This is a genomic window from Shewanella sp. SACH (assembly GCF_001887095.2).
Lineage (GTDB): Bacteria > Pseudomonadota > Gammaproteobacteria > Enterobacterales > Shewanellaceae > Shewanella > Shewanella baltica.
In genome coordinates, this window is sequence record NZ_MPDG02000006.1 from 39,518 (window position 1) to 52,848 (window position 13,331).

Consider the following 13,331-nt stretch of genomic DNA (forward strand, 5'->3'; position numbering starts at 1 on the left):
ATCTAAGGCGTTTTTTTATGGTGTAAGTTTAAGGTGTTACACCTTAAACTTGGCCACTAAGGTATCTAAGCGGTGTGACAATTGATTCAAGGCTAAACTCGCCTGTGCTGCCGCTTGTGCAGTATTGGCTGTACGCTGAGTAATATCGTTGATTTCTGTGACGTTACGGTTGATGTCCTCCACAACTGTGGATTGTTCTTCCGTTGCCGCAGCAACTTGGATGTTCATGTCGCTGATAAGACCAATGCGATCGCTAATACCAATCAACGATTTGCTGGCTTCATCGACGGCCACAACACCTTCATGGGAGCGAGTACGACTCTGGGCCATCGCATTCACTGCGCGGCTGGCTTCCGATTGCAACTTGTCGATCATGCCTTGTACTTCATTGGTCGATGCTGCGGTACGTGATGCTAAGTTACGTACTTCATCGGCGACGACAGCAAAACCGCGTCCAGCTTCACCGGCACGTGCCGCTTCAATTGCCGCGTTGAGGGCTAACAAGTTTGTCTGTTCAGAGATAGCGCGGATCACATCTAAAATCCCACCAATGGATTTAGTGTGGGTCGCGAGGGACTCAATCACTTCACCCACTTGGCCAACGTCTTTTGACAATTGGTTAATGGTATCGCGGGCACGGGTTACCACAACTTGGCCGCTGCTGGCTTCAGTATCTGCATCTCTGGCGGCAACCGCTGCTTGGGCTGCATTGCTGGCGATTTCATTAACCGTCGCGCCCATTTCATTAATGGCTGTTACCACCATCATAGTGCGATCTTTCTGTTCGTGGCTGTCTTCTAAAGTTTGCTGTGCCTGATTCGACACATCCTTAGCGGAGAAACCGAGCTGTTCGCTGGTTTGCGCCACTTCGATGACCGAATCTTGGATCTTGCTGATAAAGCTGTTAAATCCCTTAGCGAGTTGCGCAATCTCATCTTCACCATTGACAGGTAAGCGTTGGCGTAAGTCACCTTCACCTTCGCCTATGTCGCGGAACATAGCGGCAACTTGGGCGATTGGACGACTCACAGAACCTGCAACAACGATAGCGAGGACGATAAAGCCCGCTGCAATCAACAGTGTCCAGATTAAGATCTGATAAGCCGCTTCGGTTAATAGCGCAAACACTTCGGCTTCTGGCACTTGTGCCACTAAGTACCAATCCATAGACGCGATATAACTACTGGCAACCAGCATGTTTTCGCCATTGATCTTGGTATTGATCAGATTGAAATCACCGCGGTTTAGTAAGGCGCTTGAGTTCGCATCTTTGTATAAGTTGCTTAGGTTGCTTTTACCAATTTGGCTCGTATCTGGGTGGAGTTTTACTTCACCTTTGGCATCCACTAAGTAAACAAATCCCGTTTCTTCAATCTTAAACGAGCTCAGCAAGCGCACCATATCATCGAGTGATTTAGCGAGCCCGACTAAGCCGCGACCATTGGGTTGCTGGTAGTTGATGAAGAGTTTGACTTCGCCGTTGGCTTCAGTGAATACGTTTAACATACGTTCTTGGCCACTGTCGCGGTAACCAAAAAACCAGCCATCCTGCGCAGGGGTGAGCACGCGCAAAAATCCATCCTGAGTGTAATAGGCGGCAGTTTGTCTGTCGGCGTAGGAGGCTTGCGCTAGCTTATATTGACGCGTGATGTCTTTCAGTTGGGCAACCACTTGGCTTTCTTGGGCCTGTGGTCTGCCGTCTTCGAGCCATTGCAGTAACATGCGGCTGCTGGCCAATTGCTCTGCAGCATTCATTAAAGTGGAGATGTCGAGATCGATCTTATTGCGGATCTGCATCATCAAACTCGGCAGTTCCGAACCTAACATCCGTTGTTGTACGACATTTTTAGCGCTACGTTGGCTTAATACGCCGACGAGTATGGTCGACAGCAGTACTGCAAATGTCACTGTTAGCAGAATTTTCTGCTTAATGGTGAGGTTATTAAATATCATAAATATCAATATGCCTGTGTTGGACTGTTTTGCGTTATCGGTCAACGCACTCTTGTACGGTAAAAGATTATCGGACAGGAATGTGAAAAGTTAACCTTAGTCTAGGCCGAATGCTGAATAAAACAGCGTATAAAACATTTATTTGGCCTAACCCGTTGGTCTTGCAGTAGATCTAATTATGTAGAGTATAGATGGAAATGGGATGGTGATTGAAAACGAACTCTTTTTTGTGTGGCAATTGTGGCTAATGTCGTAGCTAAGGGCAAGCAAAAAAAGTGAGATATTTGTGTCAAAGGTGAAAAAAAGGCGCTCTATTGAGCGCCGTTATTAACATTTGTTGGCAACTAATTACATGTTGGGATAGTTAGGACCACCACCGCCTTCCGGCGTAACCCAAGTGATGTTTTGGCTAGGATCTTTAATATCGCAGGTTTTGCAGTGAATGCAGTTTTGCGCATTGATTACAAATTTAGGCTGACCCGCCTCTTCGACAATTTCATACACACCAGCTGGACAGTAACGTTGTGCCGGCTCATTAAACTGAGTCAGGTTGATGCCCAGTGGAATGCTGCTGTCTTTAAGACGTAAATGGCAGGGCTGATCTTCTTCATGATAAGTGCTCGACAGATACACAGAGGACAGTTTGTCGAAGCTGAGCTTGCCATCGGGTTTTGGGTAATCAATCTTGCTGTAAGCGCTCACGGAGGCCATTTGCGCATAGTCTGGGTGTTCATCACGCAGTGTGATAGGGAACTTTCCGCCAAACCAGTTTTGATCTATGTAATTGAAGGCGCCGCCTAAATAGGTACCAAACTTATGCATCGCAGGGCCAAAGTTGCGCGATTTGTGCAGTTCTTCATGCAGCCAACTTTCTTCGATATGAGTTTGGTAACAGTCGAGATCTTTACCGCCTTCTACACCCGCCATCATGGCTTTGCCTAAGGTTTCTGCCGCAACGATACCGCTCTTCATCGCAGTGTGAGTACCTTTGATTTTCGCGAAATTCAAAGTCCCAGCGTTACAGCCGATGATCAGGCCGCCGGGGAAGCTCATCTTAGGAAGCGAGTTCAAGCCGCCTTTAGTAATCGCACGGGCGCCGTAACTGAGGCGTTCGCCGCCGGTTAAATACTTAGCAATCACAGGGTGGGTTTTATAGCGCTGGAATTCGTCAAATGGACTCAGATGCGGATTTTTGTAGTTCAAATCGATAATGAGGCCGACAGCAATCTGGTTGTCTTCCATGTGATAAAGGAAGCCGCCGCCCGATGCGCCCTCAGTTAATGGCCAGCCACCTGTGTGCACCACTTTGCCTTGCTCGTGTTGCTCAGCGGGGACTTTCCAAATTTCTTTGAAGCCTAAGCCGTAATGCTGGGGTGTTTTACCATTATCTAAATGGTATTTTTCGATCAGTTGCTTGCCTAAGTGGCCGCGGCAACCCTCGGAGAAAACAGTATATTTAGCGTGCAGTTCCATGCCGGGCATAAAGCTGTCTTTAGGCTCACCATCGGCGCCTACTCCCATATCGCCAATCAAAATACCTTTAACGCTGTTATCGACGTTAAATAGCAATTCACTGGCGGCAAAGCCGGGGAATATTTCGACACCCAGTTCTTCGGCGCGATTGGCAAGCCAGCGGGATAGATTACCGACACTGATAATAAAATTGCCGTCGTTGTGCATGGTTTTTGGCACAAAGGCATTAGGCATCACTCGGCCGTCAGTGGCGGAGCTGAGCAGGTAGATTTCGTCGTGGGTGACAGCGGTTTTCACTGGAGCGTCTTTCTCACGCCAGTCGCTGAACAGCTCGTCTAGCACTTTTGGCTCGAACACTGCGCCTGACAGAATATGCGCGCCCACTTCTGAGCCTTTTTCGACCACACAGACGGTAATTTCTTTACCTGAATCCTGTGATATTTGCATTAATCGACATGCGGTGGCCAAGCCTGCTGGACCTGCGCCGACGATAACAACATCGAATTCCATTGATTCGCGTTCCATCAGTTCACCTCTTCCTTCACGTTTCCCCGATTTTTATCGAGTGTTGTAGTTTGTAAACGGGCGTTTTATTGCTTGTACCACCTTACCTGAAAATAAGATAAGGTCACAGTGGATTAAGCGGCTGTTTAGTCTAATTCAGTACAAATCTTTAGGTGAGGACTGTCACAGATTATTCACGCTAGCGTGAACTAGGTTAATAAATACCTGTTTAGGGGTATAGCTAGTGAGTACTTTCGGCCTATAATCACCGGTGACGGTTCTCCGAGCTTGCCTACCTAAGTCGAAAGATATGGAGGTGTAGCCGTGGTAATAATGCCACCGGGGTGGGATAAGAAATGCTCTCACCTCCCACACTTGGAAAGGTGATCATGTCTCAATTACAAGACAGCTTTGGTCGAAAATTTCACTATTTGCGGATGTCAGTCACTGACGTTTGTAACTTCAAATGCAGTTATTGCCTCCCCGACGGTTATCATCCTGACGGTAAGCCAAAATTTTTATCTCTCAATGAGATAGCAAACTTAGTCTCTGCATTTAGCCAAGTCGGCACCCAAAAAATCCGCATTACAGGCGGTGAACCCACCCTGCGTAAAGACTTTACCGACATCATCCGTGTCGTCGCCGATAACCCGCGCATTCACACCATAGCGACAACCACTAATGGCTATAGACTCGAAAAGCATGCCAAAGAATGGTTCGATGCGGGCTTGCGTCGTATCAATGTGTCTGTGGATAGCTTAGATCCTAAAATGTTTTACCAAATCACTGGCGAGAATAAATTCGACGAAGTGATGCGGGGGATCGATGCTGCCTTGTCGGCGGGTTTTGAGCGCGTAAAAATCAATGCCGTCCTGCTTAAAGGTTTAAACGATAAAGATTTACCGCGCTTTTTGCATTGGATTAAAAACACCCCAATCGATTTACGTTTCATCGAGTTAATGGAAACGGGCCTAGGCCGTGAGTATTTTGAAGCACATCATCTAGCTGGCGCCGACATTAAAGCGCAGTTACTGGCGGATGGTTGGCAATTAGATACGCCGAGCGCCGATGATGGTCCAGCGCAAAACTTTAGCCGCAGTGATTATCAAGGCCGTATTGGTTTGATTATGCCCTATGCGACTAACTTCTGTGCCAGCTGTAATCGCCTGCGCGTATCGGCGAAGGGCAAGTTGCACTTGTGCCTCTTTACCGAATCCGGTGTCGATTTGCGTGATCTGCTGCAGCATTCTAGCCAACAAGCGGAATTAATTGAGCGTTTGCACGGTCAATTAGCCCAGAAGAAAGCCACCCATTACTTGCATCAAGGCATTACCGGTGTCACTCAGCATCTCGCCTCTATTGGTGGCTAGCCCGTATTTAGGTTCTTCATCAGCGCCGATTTAGCGCGAGTATAAGCCCAATTTCCCTTGCACTTTGTTTTGTCCTCAAACGAAAGGATCGCTCCAATGAGCAATGTATTTACCCATATTAATGCCGATGGCAACGCCCATATGGTCGATGTCACCGAAAAAGCCGTTACCGAGCGCGAAGCCCGAGCCGAAGCGTTTATCGAGATGGCGAGCACGACACTCGAGATGATCATGAGTGGCAGCCACCACAAGGGTGATGTGTTTGCCACTGCACGTATTGCGGGCATTCAAGCCGCGAAAAAAACCTCAGATCTTATCCCTTTATGCCATCCACTGATGCTGACTAAAGTTGAAGTCGATTTAGAGGCGCAGCCTGAACATAACCGCGTGCGTATCACCAGTCTGTGTAAATTATCCGGCAAAACAGGCGTAGAGATGGAAGCCTTAACTGCGGCCTCAGTGGCAGCATTAACTATCTACGATATGTGCAAAGCCGTGCAAAAAGATATGGTGATCTCCCAAGTTCGTTTGCTAGAAAAACGCGGCGGCAAGTCGGGACATTTTAAGGTTTAGCCTCACAGAATAGGCTTTAGCCACTCGGCAGATTAGCAAGTGAGCGAAGCTGTCCAAGCTTAAGTCTGACGCGCTATTAGTGAGTTAAGCGGATCAAAAACGAGAGAAGATTATGATTAACGTGTTGTTTTTTGCTCAAGTTCGAGAATTATTGGGCACAGCTAAATTAAGCCTAGAGGCGAGCGAGCAGACACAAACCGCCGAAGCGTTACGTGCGACGCTGGCGGCTACCGACGATAAATGGGCTAAAGTATTAACCTCAGACAAATTGCTGGTGGCGGTAAATCAGACCATCAGTCAATGGGATACGCCTGTAAACGATGGTGATGAAGTCGCCTTTTTTCCACCCGTTACCGGAGGTTAATATGCGTTTATTACCCGCAGTTCGAGTGCAAGAAGTCGATTTTAGTGTGACCGACGAATATCGGCAGTTAGCTCAAGATGATAGCGATGGTGCCGTAGTCACTTTTGTCGGTAAAGTGCGTGATTTTAATGATGGCGCCGCGGTGACTGACTTAACCTTAGAGCACTATCCGGGCATGACCGAAGCCGTGCTAGAGCAAATCGTTGTCGAGGCGCGCAGTCGCTGGCCACTGAACAAGGTCACTGTGATTCACCGCGTGGGCACTATGGCCTTAGGTGAGCAAATTGTGTTTATCGGGGTAACCAGCGCCCATCGCAAAGCTGCCTTTGCGGCCTGTGAATTCTTAATCGACTTTTTAAAAACTAAAGCGCCATTCTGGAAATTAGAAGCGGGCGAGCAAGGTAAAAGCTGGGTTGAGGCGAAAGATGCCGATGAACAAGCGGCCAAACTGTGGCAACACAAAGATTAGTTGCAGCAAAAATACGTGCAGTGGCAAGGCAGCTTGCTAGCTCAAAATAAACGCGAACACGGCACTGAGGTGACCCAATGCAGAGTTTGACCCGTTTCTTTCACTCCCTTGGTTTTGTATTACTGTTTTGCTTAGCCGTTGTACCATCGACCAGTCGCGCAGTGGATAATGCGCCGATTCCTGCCATCGCCGCGGCGGCTAATATCAAGTTTGCCTTGGATGACATTGTTAAAAACTTCACCGCAGAAACGGGTCTCAAAGTACGGGTCTCTTATGGTTCATCGGGAAATTTTGTCGCGCAAATTCAACACGGTGCGCCGTTCGAAATGCTGCTGAGCGCCGATGAGCGTTATATTGCCGAGCTAAACAAAGTCGGTTTTACCCAAGGCGAGGGCGTGCAGTATGCCGTTGGCCGTTTAGCCTTAGTCGCCCCTAAAAATTCACCGCTCGCACTAGATATCGAACTCAATGGCCTAAAAGCATTACTGGCAGCGGGTCAGCTAGAGCGTTTTGCGATCGCTAATCCTGACCATGCTCCCTACGGCGAACGCGCCCGTGAGTTATTGAAAAAACTCGGGTTATGGGATGAGCTGCAAACTAAGTTGATCTTAGGCGAAAACGCCTCCCAAGCGGCACAGTTTGCGATCAGCGGCTCGACTCAAGGCGGCATTATTCCTTTATCACTGGCGATTGCGCCGCAGTTTCAGGCCCTCGGTCATTATTTAGCTCTGCCCTCAGATCTCCATGGTCCGCTGAATCAACGTATGGCGTTAATGCCTAAGGCTAGCTCAACCGCCGAGCGTTTCTACCAATATCTACAGTCAGACGCTGCCCGCGCCGTATTCACTCAATACGGTTTTGGTTTGCCGGTAAGTTAAGGATTCCAATGGATTGGCAGGCGCTGTGGTTATCGGTCAAACTCAGCAGCATCACAGTATTGGTGCTGATCCCCCTTGCTATACTCGCGGGGCGAGCTTTGGCCTATCGTCAATTTGTCGGCAAATCTTGGGTCGAGGCATTGATAATGGTGCCCTTAGTGCTACCGCCGACCGTGATTGGCTATTACTTGCTGGTGGGGCTCGGTAGTCAGAGTTGGCTCGGACAATGGATAGAGCAACTGACGGGCCAGCAGCTCGTGTTTCATTTTTCAGGTCTGGTTATCGCTTCTGTGTTCGTCAATATCCCTTTCGCGGTGCAGCCAATCCAGCGGGCCTTTGAAGCTGTGCCGAATGATGTCCGCGATGCCGCAGCTTGTTGTGGCATGAGCCGACTTAAAATATTGCTTAAGATTGAATTGCCTATGGTGTGGCCGGGTGTGCTAACCGCGCTGGTGTTGTGTTTCTCCCATGTGCTCGGCGAGTTTGGCGTTGTGTTGATGATGGGCGGCAATATCGCTGGCGAGACTAAGACAATTTCTATTTCTATCTACGACAGTGTGCAAGCCTTCGATTTTAATGCCGCAGGCACTATGTCATTAGTGTTATTACTGTTTGCGGTAACGGCTTTGGCGCTCACTACCAGTTTGTCACGGCGTTTAGGAGGTCAGCGTGGCGCAAATCATCGCTGATCTGCAGTGTCAGATCCAAAACCATAAACACATTAAACTCAACGCTGATTTTCGTTGTAAAGCTGGCGAAGTGCTCGCTGTGGTGGGGCCGTCTGGCGGAGGGAAAACGACCTTGCTGCGGATGATCGCTGGGTTAAATCATCCCGATACGGGACAAATCCATTTTGGCGAACGGCCTTGGTTTGATGATAAAGCGCGCATCGCCTTAAGCCCGCAGCAACGCCATATCGGTTATATGCCGCAGCATTTTGGCTTATTTCCGAATCTCACCGCCTTAGAAAATGTAGTCGCTGGACTTGACCATATCCCTAAATCGGAGCGCATTGTTCGCGCGAAAGATTGGCTTGAGCGGGTCAATCTACAAGGTTTACCCGATAGATTGCCGGCGCATTTATCTGGCGGTCAGCGCCAGCGTGTTGCGCTTGCCCGAGCACTTGCCCGCGAACCTTCAGTGTTATTACTCGATGAGCCTTTTTCGGCAGTTGATCGGGAAACCCGCGAGCGTTTATATCTCGAACTGGCGCGCCTCAAAGAGCAGTTACTCTGCCCAGTGATCATGGTTACCCATGACTTAAATGAAGCTTTGTTGCTGGCTGATTCGATGATTTTGATCAGCCAAGGGAAGATGCTACAGCAGGGCGCACCTTTCGAAGTGTTGTCGCGGCCGCGCAATGAAGCTGTGGCGCGGCAGATGGGGCTAAGGAATATTTTCGACGGTGAAGTAGTATTTCAAGACAGCACAAAAGACCTCACTTGGCTTAAGTTTGGCGAGCAGTTGATCGCCTGCGACTATGGCACAGACCGCACCGTTGGCAGCAAAGTGCGTTGGGTGATCCCCAACCAAGGCATTCGCTTTAACTCGATATCTAACGGACGTTTATGCCGCAGTTTTAATAAGTTAGATGTCACTATCGACGCTATGCTGGTGATGGGGGAATTGGTCCGGCTTATCTGCTATATCACAGGTACTCAGTTACAACTTAACACCGAAGTCTCGCTGCATTTTGCCCAAAAGCTTGCACTCACGAAAGGAATGCAAACCACAGTAGCACTCAAATCCGAACAAATTCATATTTTGGAATAATGAGATATCGCACTCTAATGACGTTTTTTACCCAGTAATCCAATCCAAAATGTTCCTTCCAACAGCATGCCTAAGATGATAAATGCCGTTGCGCTTGTGGCGCTGCCATAGGCGTAGGCGCTTAATGCTGCGACGAGTAGCAAGCTCAAGCTTATCCATCGTGTGACTGGTTTCATATTCGCTCCGATTAAAAATGCCATTACTTGACGCTTGGTTATCAGACTGACTTTAGTTGAGTGCGGTCTATTTGCCAATCGTACTTTTTGACGACACAGATGCACTAAAATACCCGCTAAAATTCAATCAGCTTGATTTTAAATGGCTAAATTATGGTTTTTCACTGGAAATGTCATACTTCAAAATCCCCAGATGATCAAAGCTTAATCTTGTTTCCATCGGTGTTTCAGCTGGTATTAGGTAGACTTAACACATTAGCCACAAAATGATTGAGTGTTTGGCTTAAAAGCTAATAACTTAGGTGCTGTTGAAAGGGAATTTTCGTTCCATTTATGACCAAACCTGAGTTAAGGCTAACGCAGTGTGATGCTATATCCAGTGGTAGATTATGGGAGATTGGCTTGGAATCGCGCACAGGGACAATTGGTCCCATCGACTTCTAACTGATTGTCTCATAAGATACAAACTTAGCTGATTTATATGGAGGAGCCATGAGACTATGGTTGCTAGGATTCATGTTGGTATCTGGCGTCGCAACAGCGGCTCAGAGCATGTATTCGATGTTTGCGGGTGGAGACTATGTACCGCCGCTGAGCGTTATGCAGCAGATCGAAAAAGGGTTCTCCGGCGTGATTGCCGAATTTAATATGGAAGAGCAAGAGGGTGAATTAGTCTACCAATTTGAGTTGATTAATCCCTTGGCCAATTCTATAACGCGGTTTGAATATCGTGCCCGCGATGGTAAGTTGCTGAAACAAAAGGCGAGTAAAGTAAGCGCGGATGATCTCGGTGAGGTTGAGGCGACACGTTTGATCGCGGCAAAAGATCAAACATTTTCAGGCTTAATCGCTAAGGCCACTAAAGATCACAAAGCCTTCTTAACCGAGGCAAAGTTAGATCACGACTTAGGTATCAGTTATTTAGAGCTTAAGCTGCTGGACGATACGGGTAAGTTTAAATTGGCTTTTGATGTCGAAAATTTACGCCCGTTACCTTTACTCAAGTGGGATTGAAACATCTAAGTCAATCGAGTGCTCAAACGAGTATTTAGGATTGAGGAGCGCAACATACAGATGAAAATACTTTTAGTTGAAGATGATGCGACGACGATTGATTACATCGTCAAAGGATTTCTTGAGCAGGGCCACAATATCGAAACGGCGAGCGATGGCCACCAAGGTCTGTCACTCGCCACGAGTAGTCAGTACGATCTCGTGATCCTCGACCGCATGTTACCCCAGCTCGATGGCTTAAAATTATTGGCCGCCTTAAGGGCAACGGGCAATCAAACCCCAGTGCTGATTTTATCTGCCTTAGCGCACGTTGATGAGCGAGTGAAAGGCCTGCGCGCGGGCGGCGACGACTATATGACTAAGCCGTTTGCCTTTTCTGAGTTATTAGTGCGCGCCGAAAAACTCATGCACCGTGGTCAATCTGTGCCGGTCACCACAGATCTCGTTGTCGGTGGTTTGAAGATGGAGTTACTGACCCGTAATGTGACCTTAGACGGGCAAGAGTTGATGCTGCAGCCAAAAGAGTTTCAGTTACTTAAGTATCTGATGGAACATGCGAATCAAGTGATTAGCCGCACCTTATTGTTCGAAGCAGTGTGGGATTATCACTTCGACCCGCGCACGAACGTTATCGATGTGCATATCGCAAAATTACGCCGTAAATTTGAAGAGTTAGGCCATGGCGAGCTTATCGAAACCGTGAGGGGAGCGGGTTATCGCTTACGACAAAGGCATTAAGCCTTACCAAAGCAGCGCCTGGCGCATCACAATCGTCTTTTCGACCTTAGTGACAGTGATCATTGGGGCGCTGCTATTTGCCCTCTATCGACAGTTGATCATCGAGCAACAGTATCAAGTGACTCAATATTTAGAGTCAGAGACCCAACGTTATCAGCAACTTGCCCTAACGGTTGACCGCCGTAGTTTTGCCGCTCAAATCCGCGCCGCCGATCCACAAACCGCTCTGATCGCTTGGCGTAATAGCTACGATATGGTCGGTGCCTTGAGCTTTATGCCCGAAGGCATGCCCATGCTGCCGCAAACGCGGGATTTCCCCATCTTAACCGGTGGTCCAGATAAGCTGCATATTCTTACCGGTGGGCTAGTGATGACCCGCTACGGCCCAGTGTTAATTGCGACCCGTACCGATAACTTAGCGACGTTAATCGATAAGTTTATCAGCGCTGCGGCGACTGCAGTGATGCTTACAATAGTGTTGACCTTAGCGCTCGGCTATCTGTTTTCTAAGGCGATTTTACGTCGATTAGTGCAATACAACCGCTTGAGTGAACAGATTGAACGCGGCCACTATGACACCCGCTTACCCTTGAGTTGGCGTCAGGATGAGTTTGATATGTTGGCGCTGCAGTTTAATAATGTGCTGGATATCCTCGAAAATAACCTGATGGCAGTGCGCGGCGCGACCGATAATATCGCCCATGATTTACGTACTCCACTGTCACATATCCGCATTGGTCTTGAAGAACTGGCGAGTAAACCCAGCGATGAGATTAGCGAAGGTTGCGCGATTTTGACCGAAGAGCTCGACCATTGTTTAGCGACATTTGATGCCATGTTGTCGCTCACGCGTATCGAAGAAGGTCAGCAGACGCTCGATTTACAGGAGTTAAGCCTAGCGCAACTGTGTACCGATTTGTTGGACATGGCCGATGCAGTGGCAGAATCCAATGAGCAAACCTTGAGTTTGTCGCTGTTGGCTGACCATAAGGTATTTGGGGATAAATACTTATTATTCCAAGCTTTATATAATCTCGTCGATAACGCGATGAAGTATTCTGGCCAAGGTGCGCGGATTGAAATTATCCAGTCAGGCCCGCAAATTCAGATCTGCGATAATGGCCCAGGTATTCCCGACGACAGTAAAGAAAGAGTGTTCGAACGCTTAGTGCGCCTCGACCCCAGCCGGCATTTACAGGGTACAGGTTTAGGATTATCTATGGTCAAAGCGATTCTCTCACGGCACAATGCCAAAATTAATCTCACGGATAATCATCCCGGCTTAGTGGTCACTATTAAGTTTTAAGTCGATGATCCGCATTACAGCGTCGAGAACTCCATGTATCGAATCATAGCCGATGAGGCTGATTTTATTGTTATTTCCAAATCAGCCAAAGTGCATTTCCACAGTCAGGACGGAACAGCGGGCGTGGTGGCGCAGGCTGAGCAAGATCTGGGGATTAAGCTTTTTGCAGTGCATAGATTAGACACGCCCACGTCCGGTCTGTTGATTTTGGCGAAGAGCGCGGTCGCCGCTAAGCAATTTACTGAGCTATTTACCGCCCATAAAGTGCAGAAATATTATCTCGCCCTCGCTAAAGGCAAGCCGAAGAAGAAGCAAGGCTGGGTGATTGGTGACATGGCAAAGTCGCGGCGTAGCATGTTTAAACTGCTGCGCACTAAAGAGAATCCAGCTATTACGCAGTTTTTTTCATTAAGTGTCAGTGAGGGATTGCGTTTATATTTACTTAAACCCCATTCGGGTAAAACCCATCAATTAAGAGTCGCCTTGGCAAGCTTAGGTGTGCCGATTTTAGGCGATGATTTATACGGTGGCATGGCGGCGGATCGTTGTTATCTGCATGCCTACTGTCTGCATTTTCGCTATGGTGATGAAGCGACTGGCTGGCGTGATTACGCGTATAGGGATGTGCCGACTCAAGGTGAACATTTTGCCGCTGAAGGTGTGATTGAGGCGCTGGTTGAATGGCGTGAACCCGACACTTTGGCTTGGCCGGCAAAAGGGGATTAATACTGGTCGCGTTA

The 13,331-nt window shown here is 48.2% G+C and carries 14 protein-coding genes and 1 riboswitch; of the genes, 11 read left to right on the forward strand and 3 right to left on the reverse strand.

The annotated features are described in order from the left end of the window. Positions 1-36 precede the first annotated feature (36 nt). Positions 37-1,953: a methyl-accepting chemotaxis protein gene (locus tag BM607_RS18270; protein ID WP_071940480.1), complete on the reverse strand. Its 1,917-nt coding sequence runs from the start codon at positions 1,951-1,953 to the stop codon at positions 37-39. A 348-nt stretch (positions 1,954-2,301) separates the two neighbouring features. Beyond that, positions 2,302-3,951, reverse strand: a complete 1,650-nt coding sequence (locus BM607_RS18275; protein ID WP_006079753.1) for an electron transfer flavoprotein-ubiquinone oxidoreductase — start codon at positions 3,949-3,951, stop codon at positions 2,302-2,304. 247 nt (positions 3,952-4,198) lie between these two features. Continuing rightward, a riboswitch (molybdenum cofactor riboswitch) is annotated at positions 4,199-4,332 on the forward strand. Between BM607_RS18275 and moaA the strand changes: the two genes are divergently transcribed. The 7 genes from moaA (at position 4,320) to BM607_RS18310 (ending at position 9,357) form a co-directional block, all read left to right on the forward strand. Then, the gene (gene moaA, locus BM607_RS18280) at positions 4,320-5,300 is read left to right on the forward strand and encodes a GTP 3',8-cyclase MoaA (protein ID WP_041408291.1); all 981 of its coding nucleotides are present in this window, start codon (positions 4,320-4,322) and stop codon (positions 5,298-5,300) included. It overlaps the preceding riboswitch by 13 nt. A gap of 96 nt (positions 5,301-5,396) precedes the next feature. Then, positions 5,397-5,873: a cyclic pyranopterin monophosphate synthase MoaC gene (gene moaC / locus BM607_RS18285; RefSeq protein WP_006079755.1), complete on the forward strand. Its 477-nt coding sequence runs from the start codon at positions 5,397-5,399 to the stop codon at positions 5,871-5,873. Positions 5,874-5,985: 112 nt separating this feature from the next. Next, entirely contained in the window at positions 5,986-6,237 is a 252-nt protein-coding gene (gene moaD, locus BM607_RS18290; RefSeq protein ID WP_006079756.1) for a molybdopterin synthase sulfur carrier subunit, read from the forward strand. Position 6,238: 1 nt separating this feature from the next. After that, positions 6,239-6,706, forward strand: a complete 468-nt coding sequence (moaE, locus tag BM607_RS18295; RefSeq protein ID WP_006079757.1) for a molybdopterin synthase catalytic subunit MoaE — start codon at positions 6,239-6,241, stop codon at positions 6,704-6,706. Positions 6,707-6,783: 77 nt separating this feature from the next. Next, the gene (gene modA / locus BM607_RS18300; RefSeq protein WP_071940479.1) at positions 6,784-7,584 is read left to right on the forward strand and encodes a molybdate ABC transporter substrate-binding protein; all 801 of its coding nucleotides are present in this window, start codon (positions 6,784-6,786) and stop codon (positions 7,582-7,584) included. Positions 7,585-7,592: 8 nt separating this feature from the next. Continuing rightward, a complete protein-coding gene (gene modB, locus BM607_RS18305; RefSeq protein WP_011845539.1) occupies positions 7,593-8,273 on the forward strand; it encodes a molybdate ABC transporter permease subunit in 681 nt (226 codons plus the stop codon). After that, the gene (locus BM607_RS18310) at positions 8,254-9,357 is read left to right on the forward strand and encodes an ABC transporter ATP-binding protein (protein WP_071940478.1); all 1,104 of its coding nucleotides are present in this window, start codon (positions 8,254-8,256) and stop codon (positions 9,355-9,357) included. Before modB ends, BM607_RS18310 begins: the two co-directional genes overlap by 20 nt. A 14-nt stretch (positions 9,358-9,371) precedes the next feature. Here BM607_RS18310 and BM607_RS18315 read toward each other — a convergent pair whose 3' ends face one another. Then, complete coding sequence (locus tag BM607_RS18315; protein WP_087486576.1) at positions 9,372-9,533, reverse strand: hypothetical protein; 162 nt, start codon at positions 9,531-9,533, stop codon at positions 9,372-9,374. Positions 9,534-10,025: 492 nt separating this feature from the next. Between BM607_RS18315 and BM607_RS18320 the strand changes: the two genes are divergently transcribed. From BM607_RS18320 to BM607_RS18335, 4 genes are read left to right on the forward strand one after another with little or no spacing between them, the layout of a single operon-like run. Next, positions 10,026-10,547, forward strand: coding sequence for a hypothetical protein (locus BM607_RS18320; protein WP_006079762.1), 522 nt, complete (start codon positions 10,026-10,028; stop codon positions 10,545-10,547). Between the two features lie 60 nt (positions 10,548-10,607). Next, positions 10,608-11,285 carry a response regulator transcription factor gene (locus BM607_RS18325; RefSeq protein ID WP_006079763.1) on the forward strand — a complete coding sequence of 226 codons (678 nt, stop codon included), beginning with the start codon at positions 10,608-10,610 and terminating at the stop codon, positions 11,283-11,285. A 49-nt stretch (positions 11,286-11,334) separates the two neighbouring features. Next, complete coding sequence (locus BM607_RS18330) at positions 11,335-12,591, forward strand: HAMP domain-containing histidine kinase (RefSeq protein ID WP_063884952.1); 1,257 nt, start codon at positions 11,335-11,337, stop codon at positions 12,589-12,591. 33 nt (positions 12,592-12,624) lie between these two features. Then, a complete protein-coding gene (locus BM607_RS18335; protein ID WP_071940477.1) occupies positions 12,625-13,317 on the forward strand; it encodes a TIGR01621 family pseudouridine synthase in 693 nt (230 codons plus the stop codon). The last annotated feature ends 14 nt before the right edge of the window (positions 13,318-13,331 follow it).

Bases quoted from the DNA above. Each gene is read 5' to 3' on its own strand.
- BM607_RS18335 (WP_071940477.1), top strand. From the start codon at position 12,625: ATGTATCGAATCATAGCCGATGAGGCTGATTTTATTGTTATTTCCAAA.
- modB (WP_011845539.1), top strand. From the start codon at position 7,593: ATGGATTGGCAGGCGCTGTGGTTATCGGTCAAACTCAGCAGCATCACA.
- moaE (WP_006079757.1), top strand. From the start codon at position 6,239: ATGCGTTTATTACCCGCAGTTCGAGTGCAAGAAGTCGATTTTAGTGTG.
- moaC (WP_006079755.1), top strand. From the start codon at position 5,397: ATGAGCAATGTATTTACCCATATTAATGCCGATGGCAACGCCCATATG.
- moaA (WP_041408291.1), top strand. From the start codon at position 4,320: ATGTCTCAATTACAAGACAGCTTTGGTCGAAAATTTCACTATTTGCGG.
- BM607_RS18325 (WP_006079763.1), top strand. From the start codon at position 10,608: ATGAAAATACTTTTAGTTGAAGATGATGCGACGACGATTGATTACATC.
- BM607_RS18270 (WP_071940480.1), bottom strand. From the start codon at position 1,953: ATGATATTTAATAACCTCACCATTAAGCAGAAAATTCTGCTAACAGTG.
- BM607_RS18315 (WP_087486576.1), bottom strand. From the start codon at position 9,533: ATGAAACCAGTCACACGATGGATAAGCTTGAGCTTGCTACTCGTCGCA.
- BM607_RS18320 (WP_006079762.1), top strand. From the start codon at position 10,026: ATGAGACTATGGTTGCTAGGATTCATGTTGGTATCTGGCGTCGCAACA.
- BM607_RS18275 (WP_006079753.1), bottom strand. From the start codon at position 3,951: ATGGAACGCGAATCAATGGAATTCGATGTTGTTATCGTCGGCGCAGGT.
- moaD (WP_006079756.1), top strand. From the start codon at position 5,986: ATGATTAACGTGTTGTTTTTTGCTCAAGTTCGAGAATTATTGGGCACA.
- modA (WP_071940479.1), top strand. From the start codon at position 6,784: ATGCAGAGTTTGACCCGTTTCTTTCACTCCCTTGGTTTTGTATTACTG.